Here is a 20,785-nt window from a genome sequence, read left to right on the forward strand (position 1 = left end):
ACTTCGCGGACAGGACCTGTCCGCAGGGGTGATCAGCGCCGGGTGAAGGTGCGGTGCACGAAGCGGCCAGCCCGTCGCGCGGGGCCGCCGCTCGCGGCGAGGTACGTGCCCAGCAGTGCGGCTGCTCCGCCGACGCCGAGCAGCGCGGGGCCGCGCAGCTGCGAGGGTCGTCCAGGGGCGGCGGAGATGAAGCTGCCGATGCCCACCAGCAGGGCGCTGAGGGTCATTCCCACGATCAGCCTGTCGGCGGTGCCCTCCAGGCGGGAGATGGCCCGGTCGAGGTCCTCGGCATGGATGCCGATGTCGATGCCGTGGGCCTCGTAGTCGTCCAGCAGCCGTGCCGCGCGGCCCGGCAGCTCGTGCCCGACGCGGAGCGCCTGCATCCCGGCGGAGCTGGCCCGTCGCAGGAGCGCCTCCGGGCTGAGCAGCTCGACGAGCGCCACCGGCATCACGCTCTGGAGCACCGCTCCCAGGTGGAAGTCGGGGTCCAGCACCACGGCGGTGGACTCGGTGAGCACCAGCATCCGCAGCATGGAGGACACCTCGGCGGGCAGCTGCAATCGGTGGTGGCGCAACAGCGCATAGATCTGTTCGACGACCCGTGAGACCGACACCTCGGCCAGCGGATGCCCGGAGATCGACTCGACCAGGGCCCCCACGTCCCGGGTGAGGCGCCGACGGTCGATCCCTCGGCGCGGGGGCGCCAGCCTCAGCAGCGAGGCGACTATGGCCTCCTCATCATGACGAGACATCGCCAGCAGCAGCCACAGCAGATCCTCACGGGCCGCGGGGTTGAGCCGGCCGACCATCCCGAAGTCGATGAGCCATATCGTGGAGTCCGCGGCGACGAAGAGGTTGCCCGGGTGTGGATCGGCGTGGAAGAACCCATCGACGAGCACCATCCGGATCAGGGCGTCGGTGGCGGTATGCGCGAGCGTCCGACGGTCCACGCCGGCGGCATCCAGCCCCACGGAATCGGTGATGTTCCGGCCGGTCACGAGTTCCTCGGTGAGCACCTCGGAGGTCGTCAGCTCCTCGACGACGAGTGGGATCCGTACGGCGGGATTCTCGGCCAGGTTCTGGCGGAACTGCTCGGCGTTCGCGGACTCGGTGCGGTAGTCGAGTTCCCCGAGCATCATCCGGTCGAAGGCGTCGACCAGGGCCTCGATGTCCACATCGCGCGCCAGTTCCCACTCGCGGGCGGCCAGCGAGGCCAGCTGTTTCATCACGTCCAGATCCGCCCTCACCTCGGCGGTGACCCCGGGCTTGCGCACCTTGACGATCACCTCGGTGCCGTCATGCAGGCGGGCCCGGTGGGCCTGGCCGATGGAGGCGGTGGCCAGCGGTGCCTCCGCGAAGCTCGGGTACAGCTCATGCGGGTCGGCGCCCAGCTCGCGACGGATCGAGGCGGCGATGGTCTCGTAGGGAACCGGGGTGGCGGAGTCCTGGAGCTTGGTCAGCTCGGCGATGTGGTCCGCTGGCAGCAGATCGCTGCGGGTCGACAGCATCTGGCCGAGCTTGACGAAGGTGGGGCCGAGCTCTTCCAGAGCGGTGCGCAGGCGCTCCGGCCCCATGGGCAGACGCTCCTCCGCGTGATGGTGGCGCAGCGCCTGCGGAAGGTGATCGCGCAGACCGATCTGGGCAGCGAGGGCAGAGAGGCCGTTGCGCGCCAGCACCTCGACGATCTGTCGGTAGCGTGCTGTGACGGAGGCCATGACCAGCATCCTAGTGGGGTGCTATCGAGGCAGCCGGGTGACTTCGCGGACAGCACTTGTCCGCATGGGGGCGAAGAGTGGGTCTCGAACCACCGGAGGGTCGCAGAGCACCGTGTCCCGGCCCCAAGCAGACGAGAGATGAGAGCACGATGCCTTTCCTCACCGCAGAGACCACCGACGAGCGCGACAGTCTCGCCACCTTCGCCCAGCAGCAGATCGACCAGATCGCCACGGCCCTCCACAGGCTCGACCGGGAACAGCTCGCCCAGATCCCCAGCGCCTCCGAGATGAGCTTGGGCGCCCTGGCACGGCACGTGCTGCTGATCTCCGAGCGTGCGGAAGAGTCCTTCTACGCCGCGCCGGACGCGCCCCCGGCGCCCGCCAGCACCCTGGATCAGCTCATGGCCGAGGGCACCATCTCCTCCGAGGCGCTGCGCGAGAAGGACACCGCCGACTCGCTGATCGAGCAGCTCCAACAGGCCGGTGCGGGGCTCGCCGCCGCGATCCGTGAGGTCGATCTGGAGACCAGGGGTCCCGTCCCCGACCAACCCTGGTTCGAGGGGCGCACGACGTGGAGCCTGCGGTGGTACGCCCTGCACCTGATCGAGGAGAACGCCCGCCACGCCGGCCATGCGGACATCCTGCGGGAGAGCATCGACGGCAAGACCGCCTACGAGCTCAACGCGCTCGCCGCAGGGGAGGGCTGGCCGCCCGCCGGCTGGTGACCCCTCCCGCTCCCTCGCGTCGCCCGCCGGCGCCGCCTCCCTGCTCCATCCCTCCCGTCTTACGGCTCCAGTCCTCACGCCTCGCTGCTCCAACCCTCACAGGAGAACCCTCATGACCAGCCCCGACATCACTCAGACCGACCAGCCCCGCGGTCTCGGCGGCGACCTGCCCACCGTCCTGCTCGACCAGATCGAGTTCCACGTCCGCGAGCACCTGCGGCCCCGCCTCGAGGGGCTCACCGACGAGGAGTACTTCTTCGATCCCGGCGGCTCCGGCCGGGCCTGGACCGTGCACCCTCGTGCGGCCGACGGCGAGCAACCACCCACCTCGCTCCAGGGCGGCTCGGGGCAGATGGCCATCGACTTCGAGTTCCCCGAACCGGACCCAGCGCCCCTGACCACCATCGCCTGGCGCTTGGGGCACCTCATCGTCGGCGTGCTCGCCATGCGCAACCATTCCCACCACGGAGGGCCGCCCGCGGACTACATGACCTGGGACTACGCTGCCACGGCCGCGGAGGCCCTCGCCCAGTTCGACGCCGCGTACAAGCGCTGGATCGACGGCGTGCGCGGCTGGGGCCAGGAGGAGCTCCAGCTCGCGGTCGGCGAGGCGGAGCACCACTGGGCTGACCACTCCCGCGCCACCCTCGTCGCCCACATCAACCGCGAGCTCATCCACCACCTCGCCGAGATCGCCCTGCTGCGGGACCTGTGGGCCCATCGCGGGTGAGGCCCGCGGCGCGGTGATCGTCCTAGGGCGTGGGTGGCGCTCGAGGAGGGTGTGATGTCGGCCCGGCCTGCAGTGTCGCTCCAACCTGCAGAGTGCGGCGTCAGACCGCCTGCGCAGGGAAGACCCAGCCCGCCGGCTCGCTGCGGGAGGCGCGGCCGGGGGTCATGAACGTCTGCAGCGCCAGCACCGCCGCGCCCACCGCGCACGGGTGCGGCTGGACCTGCGAGACCGACACCGACACCTCCGCGCCGAGATTGCGGGCGCGCGCGGTGAACAGGCGATCCATCGTCTCGCCCACCAGCACCGGCGCCGCCTGCATGCCAGGCCCCGAGAGCACCACCGCCCGGATCCCCAGCGCGCTGGTCGCCGACCACACCGCCTGCGCGACCGCCGAGACCGCGGCGACGAACACGTCCCGCGCCCGGGGCTCGCCTCGCGCGGCGGCCAGTGCGATCAGCACGACATCGCTGCTGAGGGAGGAGCCCGTGAGCCGCAGTCCCAGATCGTGCGCGAGATCGCCGGTGCGGGAGGCGCGCTCGATGATGGCGCGGGCCGAGGCGTACTGGTGCAGGCAGCCGCGGCCGCCGCATGCGCAGGGCGGCCCCTCGGGATCGATGCCCACGTGGTCCAGCGTGGCCGAGCTGCTCGGGCCGGGCTGGAGGGGCCGGCCGTGCTGCAGGATCGCCAGGCCCAGCCCCGCGTCCACGTGCACCGTCGCGCACAGACCGCTCTCAGGCTGTTCGCCGCTCCAGAAGCTGCCCAGCGCCGCGCAGGCCGGTGCGTTCGCGCTGATGAAGGGGATCTCCAGGCCCTCGGTGAGCTCACGCAGCAGCTCCGGACCGTGGTCACCGAACCCGTGAGGGATCGCCAGGCCGATTCCGGTGGCCGAGTGCGCCTGGCCCTCCGGCCGGATCATCGTCAGGGCCCGGTGCAGCGCCCTGCCCACCTCCGCCGGCTCGGGGGAGGCGCCCAGCGGCACCGCGATCCGGGCGCGCAGCGCGCCGGTGAGGTCCACGCCGGCCAGCGAGAGCCGGTCCGCGTCGATCGTGCAGCCGATCGCCCAGCGGGCCTGATCGTTCAGTCGCAGCAGGGAGGCGCGCTTGCCGCCCTTGGATTGCGCGAATCCGGCCTCGCGCAGCAGGCCGGCGGCGAGCAGGCGCTTGACCGCGTAGGTGACCGTCGCCGGGGTGACCCCGAGCTCGCGGGAGATCTCCACCCGGCTGGTCTCGGAGCGTCGACGCACGATCTCGAGGATCGCGGCATCGGTGGCCGACGCGCGTCGCTCGCCCGTGGTGCCCATTGCGCCTCCTCTCCGTGCTCGCCGTGATTCCTGGACGGGTGCCCACCGCCGCAGGTGAGGCGGCCGCAGAGCCCTGTCGGGCCAGTCTTGCACCCCGGCCTCGACCTCGCGGCGGGCCGGGCCGTGATCATTTCGTTGCCTGCCGGAACATCGAGGCTCTTGACGGATAGTGACCGAGGTCTCCACAATACCCATACTTCATTAACTGAATGAAGAAAGCTCCGAGGAGCGATCGACCCCACGCGCCGATGCGTGACAAGGAGAGCAACGATGCACCTGAGTCGTCGAGATCTGTACAAGCTGACCGCGATCGGTGCGGCGCCTCTGGCGCTGGCCGCATGCGGCGGCGCCTCCAACCTGGAGAACGGAGGCGGGGGAGGGGACGCCGAGAAGCCGATCCTCACCGTCAACGCCACCGCCGGCCAGCTCACCAAGAACTTCAACCCGCACTCGCCGTCCGTGGTGCACATGGTCCAGGGCCTGCTCTACGAGACCCTGTTCTACTTCAACCCCCTCGAGGCCATCGATCAGGAGCCCGTGCCGCTGCTGGGCGAGACCTTCGAGTGGAACGAGGAGGGCACCGTCCTCACCGTGACGGTGCGCTCGGGAGTGGTCTGGACCGACGACACCCCCTTCACCGCGAACGACGTCGCCTTCACCTTCAACAAGATCCGTGACACCGAGGCGCTCAACGCCGGCGGCTCCGCCCCGTCGGCCGAGGCGCTGGACGATACGACGGTCGAGATCATCTACGCGGAGCCCTCGTTCACCGAGGGCCCCAACGCCCTCTCGCGCACCTGGATGATCCCCGAGCACCTCTTCACCGATGTCGAGGACCTGGCCACCGACGCCAACGAGGAGCCGGTGGGCACCGGTCCGTTCCGCTTCGAGGACTTCACCCCCGAGTCCTATCTGCTGCTGGCCAACGAGAAGTACTGGGAGTCCGGCAAGCCCGCCATCGGCGGTGTGCGTGTGATGACCACCGCCGGCAACCAGTCCGCCACCGACATGTGGCTCACGGGCGAGATCGACTACATGTCCGCAGCGATCCCGAACCTCGAGGAGCACGTCGCGGACAACCCTGACCTCGCCTTCACCAACACCGGCATCTCCCAGATGGCGCTGATGGCCTCCTCCAACTCGGAGCTGGGCAGCGAGGGTCCGCAGACGGATGTCGCCGTGCGCAAGGCGCTCTACTTCGGGATGGACCGCGAGCAGCTGTCCAAGCTCGCGTTCTTCGATCTGGGTGCGGACATCTCGCCGTCCTTCGCCCTGCCCGAGCGCGACGCCGACTTCATCGACCCCTCGATCGAGCTCGCGCCCTGGAACGCCCAGCCCGAGGAGGCGAAGAAGATCCTCGAGGACGCCGGCTACGAGCTCGGCTCCGACGGTGTCTACGCCAAGGGCGATGTGCGCGTCTCGATGACGATCTCGTGCCCCACCGGCTGGTCCGACTACGTCACGGCGCTGGACACCCTCGCCGAGCAGTACAAGCAGATCGGCATCGAGCTGATCCCACAGCAGGTCTCCGTGAACGAGTGGAACGACGCGAAAGCCACCGGCAAGTTCCAGCTGGTGATCGATGCCGTCGGCCAGGGCCCCGCGCCGGATCCGTACTACCCGTACCGCAACCAGTTCTCCACCGACAACATGGTCCCCGTGGGAGAGAACGGAAACCCGTACGAGAACGTCACCCGCTTCTCGGATCCGGACGTCGACGCCGCGCTGGCCGCCGCCGCGGCCACCGATGATCCCGAGGTGAAGAAGGAGCAGTACTTCATCATCCAGCAGCGCCTGTTCGAGGTGATGCCCGCGATCCCGGTGCTGATCGGCTCGAGCCTGACGCAGTACAACACCTCCAAGGTCACCGGATGGCCCACCGAGGACAACCTCTACGCCTACCCGATGTCCTGGGCTGCGCCCGACAGCGCCATGGTCCTGAAGGCCGTCGTCCCCGCGACCTGACCCGTCGGCCCCGCGCTCCGCTCACCGCCCCACGGCGGCGGGCCGGAGAGCGGGGCTCACGCCTGCCGTGACGAAAGGATCCCTCGGCCGTGAATCTGCTCCGCAAGCTCGGGTTCTACCTGGTGGCCCTCTGGGCTGCGGTGACCCTCAACTTCTTCATCCCCCGCCTCCTGCCGGGCAGCCCGGTCGATGCCGTGCTCGCCAAGCTCGCCCTGCGCGGCCCGGTGGACGCAGGCACCAGGCGATCCATCGAGGTGATGCTCGGGGCCGACAGCGAGAAGCCGCTGGCCCAGGAATACATCGACTACCTCGGCGGGCTGGTCACCGGTGACCTCGGCGTCTCGGTCACCTATTTCCCCACCCCGGTCATCGAGGTGGTGGGCCAGTCGCTGCCCTGGACCCTGGTCCTGGTGGGCCTGGCCACCGCCTTCACCTTCGTGCTCGGGATGGTGCTGGGCACCGTGGTGGGTTGGCGACGCGGCACCTGGCTGGACTCCCTCATCCCGGCGACGACGATCCTGCAGGCCGTACCGTACTTCTGGCTGGCTCTGCTGTTCATCTACGTGCTCTCGGTGAACCTGGGGATGTTCCCGATCTCCGGCGGCTACGACTTCACGCTGGTGCGGCCGGCGTTCGACTACCCCTTCCTGTCCAACGCGCTCTATCACGGCTTCCTGCCAGCGCTGACGATCGTGCTGTCCTCCCTGGGCGGCTGGCTGCTGGGGATGCGCAACATGATGGTCTCCACCCTCAGCGAGGACTACATCCTCACCGCCGAGGCCAAGGGCCTGCACCCGCGCCGCGTGATGCTCATGTATGCGGCCCGCAACGCGATGCTGCCCAGCGTCTCGGGCTTCGCGATCTCCCTGGGCTTCGTGGTCTCCGGCTCGATCGTGGTGGAGACGGTGTTCTCCTACCCCGGCGTCGGCTTCACCATGCTGCAGGCCGTGCAGAACAACGACTACTCGCTCATGCAGGGCATGTTCCTGATCATCACCGTCTCCGTCCTCGCCGCGAACCTCGTGGTGGACCTGCTGTACGGCGTGATCGACCCCCGCACCCGGGCCCGAGGCTGAGGAGCATCGATGAGCACCACCGCTGGCACCCCCACCGACATCCCCTCCCCGTCCCCGTCGCGGTTGCGCCTCGCTCTGACGCGGCTGGCCACGCCCTCCCTCCTGATCGGGGCGGGCCTGGTGATCGCGATCGTGACGTTCGGGATCATCGCGCCCTTCTTCGTGGCCGATCCGCTGGCCATCTCCAACGAGGGCATGCAGCCGCCCTCGGCCGAGCACTGGTTCGGCACCACCCAGACCGGCCAGGACGTGCTCGCCCAGCTCGCCTGGGCCACCCGCGGCTCGCTGCTGGTGGGCGTGATCGTGGCGGTGCTGGCCCTGTTCCTCTCGGCCTTCTTCGGGATCCTCGGCGGATACCTCGGCGGCTGGATCGACGAGGGGTTCTCCCTGTTCACCAACGTGGTGCTGATCCTGCCGGGCCTGCCGCTGATGATCGTGATCGGCTCCTACGTCCAGCAGCGCGGCCTGCTGCTGATCGCGTTCATCCTCGCGATCACCTCCTGGGCCGCCGCCGCCCGCGTGCTGCGCTCCCAGACGCTGTCGATCCGCACCCGTGACTACGTGCAGGCCGCGAAGATCGCCGGCGAGAAGCCGCTCCGCATCATCGCCGTGGAGATCCTGCCCAACCTGCTGCCCGTGATGTCCAGCGGCTTCGTCTTCGCGCTGATCACCGCGATCCTCGGCGAGGCGGGGCTGAGCTTCATCGGCCTGGGCGTGGTGGGCACCCAGACCTGGGGCTCGATGCTGTTCTACGCCCAGAACGGGCAGGCGCTCACCCTCGGTGCCTGGTGGTGGTTCGTGCCGCCCGGCGCGATGATCGCGATCCTGGGCGGCGGCCTGTCGCTGATCAACTTCTCGATCGACGGGATCATCAACCCGCGCCTGCGCACCGCTCCCAAGGCCGCGCGCTCCGTGCGCCGCGCCGAGCAGGCGGCCGACGCCGCCGACGACAGCACCGACGACGCCCCGCGCGAAGAGCGCAGCACGCGCAGCAAGGAGACCGTGGCATGAGCACCCCTCTGACCGGATCCGTCCCCCCGGACCACCCCGTGCGCCGCCAGGACCCGAATGTCGAGACCGCCTCCGCCGTCGCGCGCGGCGAGATCGGCGATCCGCTCCTGAATGACAGCCTCGAGACCGCCCGCAGTGCTGACTCGCCCGTGCTCGAGGAGCCCGTGCTCACCGTGGACGGCCTGAACATCGTCTACGAGGTGGGGGAGGGGGTCCACGCCGTCAAGGACGCGAGCTTCACCCTGCGCCGCGGCGAGATCCTGGGCCTGGCCGGGGAGTCCGGCTGCGGCAAGACCACCCTCGCCTACGGCCTGAACCAGCTGCACCGCCCGCCCGCCCGCATCGTCTCCGGCTCGGTCACCTTCCACGACCGCGTCGAGAGCCGTGACGTGGACGTGCTGGGCCTGGAGGGCGAGCAGCTGCGCGCCTTCCGCTGGGCGAAGGTCGCGATGGTGTTCCAGGGGGCGATGAACTCCCTCAACCCCGTGCTCAGCGTGCGCACCCAGCTCGGAGACGTGCTGACCACCCATCGCCCCCAGATGGACCGGGCTGAGCGCCGGCGCCGCAGCGAGGAGCTGCTCGAGCTGGTGGGCGTGGAGCGTCGGCGCATCGACGCCTACCCGCACGAGCTCTCCGGCGGCATGCGCCAGCGCGTCATGATCGCGATGGCGCTCGCCCTGGACCCGCAGCTGATGATCATGGACGAGCCCACCACGGCGCTCGACGTGGTGGTGCAGCGGGAGATCCTCCAGGAGGTGCTGCGGCTGCGCCAGGAGCTCGGCTTCGCAGTCGTGTTCATCACCCACGACCTGCCGATGCTGCTGGAGATCTCGGACCGCATCGCGGTGATGAAGGCCGGGCGGATCGTCGAGCTCGACACCGCCGAGAACCTCTACTTCGAGCCCCAGCACCCCTACACCCGCACGCTGCTGGGCTCCTTCCCGTCCCTCACCGGCGAGGCCGGCGACTTCGTGCGCGCGGGCTTCACCCAGGCCGATACCGGCGCCGCCGCCGCCCCTGCCGCCACCGCGCCCGGCGGCCGCGCCGCCGCGACCCAGGAGAGCACCTCATGACCACCCTGACCGTGCAGGGGCTGCACAAGACGTACACGCTGCGCAACGGCCTGAACTTCACCACGCTCGAGGCGGTCAAGGACGTCGACCTCGACCTGCGGCCCGGCCGCACCGTCGCCCTGGTGGGCCAGTCCGGCTCGGGAAAGTCCACCATCGCGAAGATCCTCGCCCAGCTGGAGAAGCCCACCTCGGGCACGATCACACTGGACGGCGAGCCGATCGGCACCCGCGGCAAGGCGCTCGCCCACTACCGCGACCACGTGCAGATGGTGTTCCAGGACCCCTTCGCGTCCTTGAACCCCTTCCACACCATCGGCCACCACCTCGAACGGCCTCTAGTGCTGCACCGCAAGGCCACCCGCGCCACGCTGCGCGCGAAGGTGTGCGAGCTGCTCGAGCGGGTCAACCTCACCCCTGCTGACAGCTTCATCGACCGCCGCCCCCACGAGCTCTCCGGCGGGCAGCGCCAGCGCGTGGCGATCGCCCGTGCGCTCGCCCCGGAGCCCACCGTGCTGATCGCCGACGAGCCGGTGTCGATGCTGGACGTGTCGATCCGGCTGGGCGTGCTGAACCTGCTGGCCCGCCTGCAGCGCGAGGAGAACCTCGCGATGCTCTACATCACCCACGACCTGGCGACCGCCCGCCACTTCTCCGACGAGATCCTGGTGATGTATCGCGGAGAGGTCGTCGAACGCGGCCCGGCCGACGAGGTCATCCTGCGACCCCAGGCCGAGTTCACCCGCCAGCTGCTGGTGGCCGCGCCCGAGCCCGGCAACAACCCGCGCTTCCTCGCCGAGGCCCGCCGGCGCGGCGTGCCCATGCCGGACCACCTCGCCCCCGCGGAGGAGACCTCATGACCCAGACCCTCACCACCGCCCCCGTGCGCCGCCGCGACCTCCACGACGGCTGGGCCCTGACCCTGCTCGACGGCCCCGCACCGTTCGCGATCCAGGATGTGCCCGCGATCGTGCCGGGCACCCTGATCACCGACCTGCACGCGGCAGGCCTCATCGAGGACCCCTACCTGGACCGCCACGAGCACGACCTCGCCTGGACCGGCGAGTGCGACGTGCTCTACGCGACCAGCTTCGACTGGGCGCCGACCGGCGCGGACCGGGTGGACCTGGTCGCCGCCTCCCTCGACACCGCCGCCACGGTGCTGCTGAACGGCCGCCGCCTCGCCGAGGTGCAGAACCAGCACCGCTCCTGGCGCTTCGACGTCACCGAGGCGCTTCGCGAGGGCACCAACCAGCTCGAGATCCGCTTCGCCTCCCCGCTGCGCACCGCCCGCGAGAACCAGTCGCGGCTGGGCACCCTGCCCGTGACCGGCAACGACCTGCCCTACAACGCGATCCGCAAGATGGCCTGCAACTTCGGCTGGGACTGGGGCCCGGTGCTGGTCACCAGCGGGATCGGCGGGCCGATCGGGCTCGAGGAGTGGTCCGGGGCGCGCCTCGCCGAGGTGCGCCCCCGCGTGACCGTCGACGGCGGTCGCGGCGAGGTGGCCGTGCAGGGCCTGCTCGAGCGCGCCGACCTGCTGGACGACTCCGAGCTCGCTCTCACCGCCCGCCTGCTCGACCCCGCAGGACGGCTCGTGGACGAGGCCGCGGCGAGCTCCGCCGAGGACCGGCTCGACCTCCGCCTGCTCGCGGAGGATCCGCAGCTGTGGTGGCCCCGCGGCTACGGCGACCAGCCCCTGTACACCGTCGAGATCACGCTGCACGACGCGGGCGGCGCCGTACGCGATCGGCGCGAGCACCGCATCGGCTTCCGCACCGCCGGAGTGGTGGAGGAGCCCGACGAGATCGGCACCTCCTTCACGATCGTGGTCAACGACCGCCCGATTCTCGCCAAGGGCGCCAACTGGATCCCTGACGACTGCTTCCCCTCCCGCCTGACGGCCGAGGACTACCGCGTCTCGATCGCCGACGCCCACGACGCGGGCATGAACATCCTGCGGATCTGGGGCGGCGGGCTGTACGAGTCCGAGCATCTCTACGCGCTGTGCGACGAGCTGGGGATCATGGTGTGGCAGGACTTCGCCTTCGCCTGCGCCGCCTACTCCGAGCTCGAGCCGCTGCGCAGCGAGGTCGAGGCCGAGGCGAGGGAGCACATCGTGCGCCTGGCCTGGCATCCCGCGCTGGTGCACTGGAACGGCAGCAACGAGAACGTCGAGGGCTACTACCACTGGGGCTGGCAGGAGCACATCCCCGAGGGCACGAGCTGGGGGCTGGGCTACTACACCGAGCTGCTGCCCGCGCTGCTGGCCGAGCTCGACCCCACCCGCAGCTACACCCCCACCAGCCCCTACTCCCGGCCCCTGTCCGCGGACCCGCGCAACCCCGACCACGGCACCGTGCACAACTGGGTGGCCTGGGCTTCGGAGGAGGACAACGACTACGCCCGCTACCTCGACACCATCCCGCGCTTCTCCGCGGAGTTCGGGTACCAGGCCCCTGCGAACCACGCCACGATCGCCCGTGCGATCAGCGAGCGACCCCTGGACGAGGACTCGCCCACGATGCTCTCCCACCAGAAGGCGGTGGGCGGCCAGGACAAGCTGCGCCGCGGCATGGCCCCGCACCTGCCGCCGGTGGAGGGCTTCGACGACTTCCACTTCGCCACCCAGCTGAACCAGGCCCGCGCGCTGCTGGCCGGGATCGGGCACTACCGCTCCCACTGGCCCGTGTGCGGCGGCACCATCGTGTGGCAGCTCAACGACTGCTGGCCGGTGACCTCCTGGGCCGCTGTGGACGGCGACCGGCGCCGCAAGCTGCTCTGGTACGCGCTGCGGGACCTCTACGCCCCCGTGCTGCTGAGCGTCCAGCCGCGTCCCGAGGGCCCCGTGCTCAGCCTCGGCAACGACACCGACGAGCCGCTCAGCGGCACCCTGCGCCTGCGGAGGCAGCGCCACGACGGGCAGGTCCTCGCTGAGGCCACGCTCGAGGCGCAGGTCCTGCCCCGCTCCGCCGCCACCCTGCCCGTGCCCGCAGAGCTGGACGCCGCGGAGGATCCGGTCCAGGAGGTGCTGGTGGTCGAGCTGCTCGGCACCGGGACCCGCACCGTCCACCCCTTCGCCGAGGACCGCGACTCCGCGCTCGCCGGCGGAGCGCTCACGGCGCGCGCCGAGCGGAGCGAGCACGGGGTGCGGATTCGCGTCACCGCCTCCTCGACCGTGCGGGACCTGTGCGTGCTGGCGGATAAGGTGGACCCTGCCGCGACGTCGGACCGCCAGCTGGTGACCCTGCTGGCTGGCGAGAGCGCCACGATCGAGGTGCGCACCGCCGCCGAGGTGGACCCTGCGGCGTTCCTGACCGATGATGTGCTGATCAGCGCCAACGACCTTGTGGCGAGGGCGCGTGCCCGCACCGCCTGAGCGCGGCGAGGGGGACGGCGACGGAGCGCAGTCCAGAGCACGCGGGAAGGAGACGCCGATGGCGACGATCGGGATCACCATCCCCGAGTCCGTGTGGTCGGCGCGCTCGGAGCGGTACTACACCCAGGTGCTGCACGGGCTCGAGGACGCCGCGGTGGCCGGTGGTCACACCGTGCTCAGCCGCGTCACCGGCAGCTCCGAGGAGGAGCTCGAGGTGCTGACCGGCTGGGCCGAGCGCGGCATGGTCGACGTGGTGATCCTCAAGGACCTGCTCCCCGGTGATCCCCGGCCCGGCCAGGTGCAGCGGCTCGGCCTGCCCTTCACCATGATCGGAGACGTGCGCCAGCGCGAGGTCTCCGCGGTGACCATCGACAACACGGGCACGATGCGTCGGCTCCTCGGGGACCTCCACGCGTGCGGGCACCGCGCGATCGCCCATGTGGGCGGCCCGCCCCACCTGCTGCACAGCCGGTGGCGACGCGAGGCCTACCGGGAGTTCGTGACGGAGCTGGACCTGCCGCTGCTGGCCCTCGAAGGGGACTACGGGCCCGACAGCGGCGCCGCCGCCACCGCCGAGCTGCTCGGCGCCCTGGCGCGCCCCACAGTGATCGTGCACGACAACGACGCGATGGCCATCGGCGGTCTCCGCGCCGCGACCGCGCAGGGGATCCGCGTGCCCGAGGAGCTCTCCGTGGTGTCCTGGGACGATTCGCCCGCCTGCCAGACCCACACCCCGCCGATCGCGGTGCTCGACCACCTGCCCCATCAGCTCGGCGTGGACCTCGGCACCGCCGCCGTGGCGCTGCTGGAGGATCCGCCGCGTCAGCTGCGCCTCGCGCACGAGGTGCCTCGCCTGCTGCACCGCGGCACCCTCGCCCCCGGCCCGGAAGCGCTTCCCACCTAGACTGCGCAGGTGACCACCTCCGAGGCGGCCGATCCCGCGTCCACCCCGAAGAGCCGGCGCATCGCCGGAGCCCGCATCACCCTGACCCTCGCGTCCCTGGGCATGCTCGGGCCCTTCACCATCAACACCGTTTTCCCCGCGTTCACGCAGATCGGGGAGGAGTTCGGTGCCTCCGAGGTGGTGCTGCAGCAGCTGATCAGCGTCTATCTCGCCTCCTTCGCGGTGATGAGCGTGTTCCACGGGCCGCTTTCCGATGCGCTGGGCCGCAAGAAGGTGATGCTCACCGGGCTCGCGATCTACATCCTGGCGATGTTCGGTGCGATCTTCGCCTCCGGGATGGGGATGCTGATCACGCTGCGCGTCCTGCAGGGCATGAGCGCGGGCGCCGCGACGATCGTCTCCCGGGTGGTGATCCGGGACCTGTTCGCCGGGGCCGAGGCGCAGCGGCTGATGGCACGGGTGATGATGATCTTCGCGCTGTCGCCGGTGATCGCCCCGATGCTCGGCGGCTGGCTGTTGCTGCTCGGCGATTGGCGCTGGGCGTTCGCGGGCGTGGGCCTGTACGGGGTGCTGGTGATGGTGCTGACCGCGATGATGCCCGAGTCGCTGCCGCCGGAAGCTCGCACCCCGCTGCGGCTGGGCGCGGTGCTCGGCTCGCTGTGGCAGGTGGGGCGCTCGCTGACGATGGTGCGGATCGCGGCCGCGACCGCCTTCGGCTTCGCCGCCCACTTCGTGTACGTCGCCGCCGCCCCGATCATCGTGGCCCGCCTGCTGGGCCTGGGCGAGCAGGACTTCTGGGTGCTGTTCGGTCCGCTGATCCTCGGGATGATGGCCGGCTCCTACGTGGTGGGCCGCGCGGCCGACGTGATGGACCGCGCCCGCCTGATCACCCTCGGCTACCTCGGCACGCTGATCACCGGCACGCTCAACGTGGTGCTGGTGATCGTCTTCCCCGACCCCTCCGGGCAGCTGGATCTCTCGCTGGTGCCGGTGCTGATCGGGCCGATGCTGATGTCCTTCACCGCCTCGCTGTTCTTCGCCCCCGTCCAGCTGGAGATCCTGGACCTGTTCCCGCACCAGCGCGGCGCCGCCGCCTCGCTGGGCACCTTCTTCACCCTGGTGATGAACGCGCTGCTCTCCGGTGTGATCGCCCCGCTGATCACCCCGAACCTCACCGTGGTCGCGATCGCGGCGCTGATCGGCGTGGTGATCGGTGCGCTGCTGTGGGCCTGGCACCTGGCCGACCGCCGACGCCTGCTGGCCGACGCCCCGGTCTGAGATCCCGTTTCGGTGAACTCCTCGCACGGACCATGCCCCGCGGGAGACCATGGAGCATGTCGTTCGACCTGAACCCCCTCGAGCTGCTGGCCGCCGTGCTGATGGCGGCGACGCTCGCCGTCCCGCTCGCGTTCCCGCTCGCCGCCGGGATCGTCACCGCCCCCGCCCGTGCCTGGAGCCGAACGGGCCTGGCGATGGGTGTGAGCCTGCTGCTGGGCGTGATCCTCGCCGTGGCGAGCACCTTCGTGGGCCTCGGGCCGCTGCAGCTGCTGGCCGGGATCGGGATGCTGCTGGGACTGACCTGCGCGCTCGCCGCTGCGGTGATGATCGTGGTGCTCGATGACGGGACCGTGCTGTCCACCGTGCTGGGGATCCTCGCCTGCGTGCTGATCGGCCTGGGCGAGCCGATCCAGACGGTGCCGGCGATCTTCGGGCTGAGCTCCTCGCTGCTGGTGGTGATCGCCGCGGTGGTGGTCGAGGCGGTGGTGCTGGTCGCGCTGGTGGGCTTCCTGGTGGCCGCCGCCCGACGGGTGCGAGCTCTGCAGATCGGCGTCGCCGCCGGAGGTGCCGTGGCCGCGCTGCTGCTCGGGGTCGCGGTGCTGCTGCATGTGATCGGCCTGGCCACCGACGCCTCGCCCCCGCACCTGCCGCTGCCTGCCACGCTCATCGCAGCGCTGGCCGCCTTCGTGATCGGCTCCGTGGTCGCGGGCGTGCTCGGCACGCTCACAGCGCGCCGGCAGCAGGCCCCCGCCAGGGAGGCCTGAGCCGGGCCGTCGGCGCTCTCCGTGCTGCGGTGCTCAGACCGCCTCGAGGCGCGCCCGATCGTCGGAGTGCCAGCGCACGCCGGCGCTGTCGGTGAATTCCAGACTCGTGACCTGATATTTGTCGCTTTTCATGTAGGGGCGGAGCTCATGGTGGTCACAGTGCTGCGGGTCGACGGCGAACCGCCAGGTGTAGCTCTCCTGGGGTGCGTGCTCGATGTAGAACGTTCCCGGCGGCAGGATCGTCAGGTCTAACGGCGAGGTCTGCTTCCCGTGGAGCCGGACATGCACCTCGACGTCATGGAATGTCGAGCCGGAGGTGTTCGACAGGACCACGCCGTACGCCCGTGAGCGCGGCGCCGGGTCCGTGACCGTCCAGACAGTGAGCTGGCGGGCCTGCTCCCGCTTGTCCCGCTCCTGCTCCTCCTTGCGGCGGTCCCTCTCGAGCAGAAACTGCGAGGCCGCGACGACGATCGCGAGCGTCGTGAGCCAGGTGGGCAAGTCTCCCCAGAATCCCATGATGTGTCCCCTCTTCATCATCACCGAACGGCGGCCGTCCTCGGACGCCCTCTGCGCCCGTGCACCAAACTACGGGGCTGCTCGTACCCGACGGCGGATACGGGCCGGCGTCGGCCCTCCGCCCCCTGACCCTCGCCCCGTTCAGCGCAGCGCTTCCACGCACTCCCGCAGCGCTCGAAACCAGCGCAGCTCGTACGTGCTGCGGGGCATCGCGAGCGCCTGCTCGCACCACTGCAGCACCTGCTCACGCTCCCAGTGCCCCTCCCGGATCAGCCGCGGAACGAGGTGCCGGCCCAGGCTCAGTCCGGGCATCGTCTCGTCCCGCTGCGCGGCCGACGCCCCCGAGCGGCCCTCGACCGTGAACAGCAGCGGCAGCGTGGTCCCGATCAGCACCGGGTGCTGGTCGAGGTATCCGGAGAGGTCATGCTGCGCGATGAGCAGCAGCACTGCGCCGCGCTGGGTGGGCGGCGGCACCAGGCCCTGCTGCGCCCAGTCGAACATCGCCTCGACCCCGCGCAGCCGGTCCCAGGCCTTGGGGTTGCTGAGGAATGCCTGCGACCACACCTCCACGAAGACGTCCAGCTGCTCGGGGAACAGCCGCGGGATGAGATCCCTCGCCACCGGCAGTTCGATCGGATGGACCCGCTTGGCTGCGATCTGCGCTTCGCGGGTGCCCAGCCTCGCCACGGTCGCGGCATCCCAGTGCGCCTGACGCAGCCTGCCCACCCAGCGCCCCTGGGGATCGCGGGCGCTGTCCGGGGACATGTCGATCGCGTCCGCGGCCTCCCGCAGCGCCGGCGTCCAGGCGCGCTTGCGACGCGCGAGGGGCAGCGGCTCGAGCACCTCGAGCGCATCGAGCGGCCGACCGTTCCGCACCGCGACCAGCAGCGCCGCAGCGGGGGAGGATGCACTCCCGGGCGTGCCCGTCACGGCGCCGACTCCCGGATGATCAGGCGGGTCGGCAGGATGAGCGGGCTCGTGGGCTCCCCGTCGATCAGCCGCACCAGCATGGTGGCGATCTCGTGGCCGAAGGCGTGGAATGGCTGGTGGACCGTCGTCAGGGGCGGATCGGATTGCTCGGCGAGCGGGAGATCGTCGAAGCCGACGACCGCCACGTCCGCGGGGACCGAACGTCCGTGGGTCTTCAGCGCGCGCAGGGCCCCCGCCGCCATGCTGTCGGAGGCGGCGAAGACGGCGTCGAGATCGGGGCGGGCGGCGAGGAGCCGCGACATCGCCCCCTGCCCGCCGGTGAAGCTGAAGTCGGACTCCTCGACGAGGTCAGCCCGCAGCCCGGCGACCGCCAGGGCGTCCGTGAACCCGCGCTGGCGTGCGACGGAGGCTTCGAGGCTCGCGGGCCCCGTGATCGCCGCGACGCGCCGGCGCCCCGCTCCCAGGAGGTGCTCGACCGCCTCGCGAGCTCCGCTGCGGTTATCGACATCGACGTAGTGATCCGCACGGCCGTGCAGCGGACGGCCGCCGAAGACGACCGGCACCGCGGAGTTCTCGGCGACCCTGACCAGCGGGTCATCGCCTTGTGGCGCCATCATCATGACCCCGTCGGTATCCGGAGAGCGCAGCAGGCGCTCAAACCGCTCCCGGCTGCTGGCGGAGGAGGCCAGCATCAGCGTCAGGTCCAGCTCGGCGCGTGCCAGCACCGTGGTGATCCCGACGACCACCTGCGAGAAGAACGGGTCGCTGAAGAGCGCCGGCTCCTCGTCCACCACCGCCAGCACCACCGACCCGACCCGCTTCGTGGCGAGCGCGCGGGCGGAGGAGTTCGGGGCGTAGCCGAGCTCCTGCGCCGCCTGCCGCACCGCCTCGCGCTTGGCTGCGCTGACATCCCGCGTGTTGTTCATCGCTCGGGAGGCCACCGTGCGGGAGACCCCGGCGCGCCGGGCCACATCATCCAGGGTGGGGCGGCGCCGGGCAGCGTCCCCGCCGGGTCCATGCGCAGCGGACGCGCCGGCCTGCGAGACGTCATCGGGGGAGCGGGACATGACGAGGAGCCTACTGGGGCCGAGCCTCTCCCCGGCGCTTCGTTGACGCGTTGGAATCCGTCATGCATGATAGACCGGACGCGACCGGTAGAACACTGGAAGCGCATCCAGTCTGTCCGGCGCGGCGAAGGCGCCGCCGGGGAGCCGAGGTGCACTGCCGATCGCCCGTCGGGCACGTCGCCGGCCCATCAGGCAGGCGGCGTGGTCGACGGTGACGGCGACGATCCAGGAGCCGGCTGAGCACAGAGGCTCACCGGTCCACGACGATGGAGGAACACCCGTGAGAATCAGCCAGCGCCGAGCAGTGCTCGGTGCCGCCGCCGTCCTGACGATGTCGCTCGCCGCGTGCGGCGCGACCCAGGAGGCCACCGGCCCGGAAGTACCCGGGTCCGACAACGGCGTCGCCGCAGCCCCGGAGCCCGACGAGGTGCTCGAGTCCGACCAGGCCGACGCCCACGCCGCCCCCTCGCCGGGACAGCCGTTCTACGTCGATGCGGGCTCGACCCCGCTGCAGTGGGCAGAGGAGAACGACTCGGACCCCCGTGCAGAGGCGATCCGCACGGAGATCGCGGGTACGCCGATGGCGCGCTGGTTCGGGAACTGGACGGAGTCCCATGGCGACTCCGCCGAGGAGCTCACCTCAGCCGCGCACCAGCAGGGCCAGCTGCCGATCATGGTCGCGTACAACATCTCCGGGCGTGACGCCTGCGGCGGACATTCCGGGGGTGGCGCAGGATCGCCCGAGGCGTACAGCGCGTGGATCTCGGAACTTGCCGGGGGGATCGGGGAGCGCCCCGCGCTGGTGGTCCTCGAGCCGGACGCGCTGGGCGACTACGAGTGCATGAGCGAATCCCAGGTCGCCGAGCGTGAGGGCATGCTGACCGGTGCCATCGGCGAGTTCGCCGAGCGGGCCCCGAACACCTGGACCTACCTCGATGCCGGTAACCCGGGATGGGTGGAGCCCGAACTCATGGCCGAGCGCCTCGACGCCGCAGGTCTGGAGGGCGCGCACGGCTTCTCCCTGAACATCTCCAACTACCGCAGCACCGAGGACAACACCGCCTACGGGCAGGAGATCAACGCCGTCCTGGAGGAGCAGTACGGCTACACGAAGCCGTTCGTGATCGACACCAGTCGGAACGGACAGGGCCCCGACGACGCCGACTGGTGCAATCCGGCAGGACAGCAGATCGGCGAGCCCAGCCAGTGGGGTGATGCGGCGGAGATGCTCCTGTGGATCAAGACCCCCGGCGAGTCCGATGGGGACTGCGGCGTGGGCGAGGGGTCGGCGGCCGGGGACTTCCTGCCCGACGTCGCCTACGACCTGGTCCACGGTCCCTGATCCTCACATCACAGGGGCCTCCGGACGGTGGGTGCGCCACCGGACGGAGGCCGCACGGGCAGCGTCCCCGCTGGATCCCTCAGTGCAGCGGCGTCAGCTCGAATCCGCTCGGCGCCAGGCGCTCCAGCTCCTCCCGCAGCAGCGCCCCGACCTCGGCCCGACGTGCCTGGCCCATCCGCTCGATCGGGCCGGTCACGCTCACCGCCACCGAGCATCCGTCGCGGCGCGTCAGGGCCACGCCCACGCAGGCGATCCCCGCCTCGTTCTCCTCGATCTCGGCCGACCACCCGCGCTCCGCCGCCACCTCCACCACCTCGCGGAGGTGCGCGAGGTCGACGATGCTCCCCGCCTCGCCTGTCTGGGGTGTGGTGGCCTGCGCGTAGGCCTGGAGGGCGGGGCCGCGCACCCCGTCGGCCGCGAGCATCGCGCGCCCCATCGCCGTGCGCGCGGCCGGGGCGCGGCTGCCCACCCGCGACCACACCCGCAGCGTGCGCTCGGGCTCGACCTTGTCGAGGTACAGCACGCGGGTGCCGTCCATCCGCCCCAGGTGCACCAGCTCCTGGGTGCGCTGGGAGATCGCCGCGAGCGCCGGCGCGAACAGGGTGGGCAGGTTCTCCCCGGACCCGAAGGCGTGCGCGAGCTCGAGCGGTGCGTTGCCGAACCGGTAGCGCTGATCGAGCGCGGACTGCTCGGCGAAGCCGCGATGCATGAGCGCCCGCAGCAGGCGGTGCACGGAGGCCTTGTTCATCCCACCGGCCTCGGCGATGTCCCGCAGCGTCATCCCCTCGGGACCCGCGCCGGCGAGGATCTCCAGCAGTATCAGCGCCTTGTCGACGCTGCCGACGGGGGAGGGCGTGCCATCCTGGCCAGGTGCGGAGAGGGGCATCGGGAGACCTTCTTCCTCGTCGAACGGCGATTGCCGGGCGGTGGCGGACGCCCCTAGACTCATCACGGAAAGCAGAACGCGCGTTCCATCATAGAAAACGCTGAGGGCCTCGTCGATGAGGCGCCCT

Annotated in this window: 18 protein-coding genes; 12 read left to right on the forward strand and 6 right to left on the reverse strand. The window is 70.9% G+C overall.

Going from position 1 to position 20,785, the window contains the following annotated elements; all coding sequences use genetic code 11:
• Positions 1-32: 32 nt before the first annotated feature.
• The gene (locus ABD893_RS03060; protein ID WP_345076057.1) at positions 33-1,715 is read right to left on the reverse strand and encodes an ABC1 kinase family protein; all 1,683 of its coding nucleotides are present in this window, start codon (positions 1,713-1,715) and stop codon (positions 33-35) included.
• A 149-nt stretch (positions 1,716-1,864) separates the two neighbouring features.
• On the opposite strand from ABD893_RS03060, the gene ABD893_RS03065 reads away from it, so the two are divergent.
• Together ABD893_RS03065 and ABD893_RS03070 are read left to right on the forward strand one after the other, a co-directional pair.
• Positions 1,865-2,440 (forward strand): mycothiol transferase, encoded by a 576-nt coding sequence (locus tag ABD893_RS03065; protein WP_345076058.1) that lies wholly within the window; start codon positions 1,865-1,867, stop codon positions 2,438-2,440.
• Between the two features lie 112 nt (positions 2,441-2,552).
• Positions 2,553-3,170 (forward strand): DinB family protein, encoded by a 618-nt coding sequence (locus ABD893_RS03070; RefSeq protein WP_345076059.1) that lies wholly within the window; start codon positions 2,553-2,555, stop codon positions 3,168-3,170.
• Positions 3,171-3,270: 100 nt separating this feature from the next.
• On the opposite strand, the gene ABD893_RS03075 is transcribed toward ABD893_RS03070, so the two are convergent.
• Complete coding sequence (locus ABD893_RS03075; RefSeq protein ID WP_345076060.1) at positions 3,271-4,470, reverse strand: ROK family transcriptional regulator; 1,200 nt, start codon at positions 4,468-4,470, stop codon at positions 3,271-3,273.
• A 270-nt stretch (positions 4,471-4,740) separates the two neighbouring features.
• On the opposite strand from ABD893_RS03075, the gene ABD893_RS03080 reads away from it, so the two are divergent.
• From ABD893_RS03080 to ABD893_RS03120, 9 genes are all read left to right on the forward strand, one after another.
• Complete coding sequence (locus tag ABD893_RS03080) at positions 4,741-6,435, forward strand: ABC transporter substrate-binding protein (protein WP_345076061.1); 1,695 nt, start codon at positions 4,741-4,743, stop codon at positions 6,433-6,435.
• An 89-nt stretch (positions 6,436-6,524) separates the two neighbouring features.
• A complete protein-coding gene (locus tag ABD893_RS03085; protein WP_345076062.1) occupies positions 6,525-7,511 on the forward strand; it encodes an ABC transporter permease in 987 nt (328 codons plus the stop codon).
• A 9-nt stretch (positions 7,512-7,520) separates the two neighbouring features.
• Positions 7,521-8,522: an ABC transporter permease gene (locus tag ABD893_RS03090; RefSeq protein WP_345076063.1), complete on the forward strand. Its 1,002-nt coding sequence runs from the start codon at positions 7,521-7,523 to the stop codon at positions 8,520-8,522.
• Entirely contained in the window at positions 8,519-9,595 is a 1,077-nt protein-coding gene (locus ABD893_RS03095; RefSeq protein WP_345076064.1) for an ABC transporter ATP-binding protein, read from the forward strand. Before ABD893_RS03090 ends, ABD893_RS03095 begins: the two co-directional genes overlap by 4 nt.
• Positions 9,592-10,452, forward strand: coding sequence for an ABC transporter ATP-binding protein (locus ABD893_RS03100; protein WP_345076065.1), 861 nt, complete (start codon positions 9,592-9,594; stop codon positions 10,450-10,452). Before ABD893_RS03095 ends, ABD893_RS03100 begins: the two co-directional genes overlap by 4 nt.
• Positions 10,449-12,971, forward strand: coding sequence for a glycoside hydrolase family 2 protein (locus tag ABD893_RS03105; RefSeq protein WP_345076066.1), 2,523 nt, complete (start codon positions 10,449-10,451; stop codon positions 12,969-12,971). Before ABD893_RS03100 ends, ABD893_RS03105 begins: the two co-directional genes overlap by 4 nt.
• 58 nt (positions 12,972-13,029) lie before the next feature.
• A complete protein-coding gene (locus ABD893_RS03110) occupies positions 13,030-13,875 on the forward strand; it encodes a LacI family DNA-binding transcriptional regulator (RefSeq protein WP_345076067.1) in 846 nt (281 codons plus the stop codon).
• Between the two features lie 9 nt (positions 13,876-13,884).
• On the forward strand, positions 13,885-15,153 hold the full coding sequence (locus ABD893_RS03115) for an MFS transporter (RefSeq protein WP_345076068.1): 1,269 nt from the start codon (positions 13,885-13,887) through the stop codon (positions 15,151-15,153).
• A gap of 56 nt (positions 15,154-15,209) precedes the next feature.
• Positions 15,210-15,917: a hypothetical protein gene (locus ABD893_RS03120; protein WP_345076069.1), complete on the forward strand. Its 708-nt coding sequence runs from the start codon at positions 15,210-15,212 to the stop codon at positions 15,915-15,917.
• A 33-nt stretch (positions 15,918-15,950) separates the two neighbouring features.
• Here the strand turns inward: ABD893_RS03120 and ABD893_RS03125 are convergent, their stop codons facing one another.
• From ABD893_RS03125 to ABD893_RS03135, 3 genes are all read right to left on the reverse strand, one after another.
• A complete protein-coding gene (locus ABD893_RS03125; RefSeq protein ID WP_345076070.1) occupies positions 15,951-16,433 on the reverse strand; it encodes a hypothetical protein in 483 nt (160 codons plus the stop codon).
• A gap of 141 nt (positions 16,434-16,574) precedes the next feature.
• Complete coding sequence (locus tag ABD893_RS03130; RefSeq protein WP_345076071.1) at positions 16,575-17,363, reverse strand: hypothetical protein; 789 nt, start codon at positions 17,361-17,363, stop codon at positions 16,575-16,577.
• On the reverse strand, positions 17,360-18,430 hold the full coding sequence (locus ABD893_RS03135) for a LacI family DNA-binding transcriptional regulator (RefSeq protein WP_345076072.1): 1,071 nt from the start codon (positions 18,428-18,430) through the stop codon (positions 17,360-17,362). Before ABD893_RS03135 ends, ABD893_RS03130 begins: the two co-directional genes overlap by 4 nt.
• 280 nt (positions 18,431-18,710) lie before the next feature.
• Between ABD893_RS03135 and ABD893_RS03140 the strand changes: the two genes are divergently transcribed.
• Entirely contained in the window at positions 18,711-19,772 is a 1,062-nt protein-coding gene (locus ABD893_RS03140; RefSeq protein ID WP_345076073.1) for a glycoside hydrolase family 6 protein, read from the forward strand.
• A 79-nt stretch (positions 19,773-19,851) separates the two neighbouring features.
• Here the strand turns inward: ABD893_RS03140 and ABD893_RS03145 are convergent, their stop codons facing one another.
• Positions 19,852-20,658 (reverse strand): IclR family transcriptional regulator, encoded by an 807-nt coding sequence (locus tag ABD893_RS03145; RefSeq protein ID WP_345076074.1) that lies wholly within the window; start codon positions 20,656-20,658, stop codon positions 19,852-19,854.
• Positions 20,659-20,785 lie beyond the last annotated feature (127 nt).

Source organism: Brachybacterium paraconglomeratum, from assembly GCF_039541415.1.
GTDB classification, from domain to species: domain Bacteria; phylum Actinomycetota; class Actinomycetes; order Actinomycetales; family Dermabacteraceae; genus Brachybacterium; species Brachybacterium paraconglomeratum_A.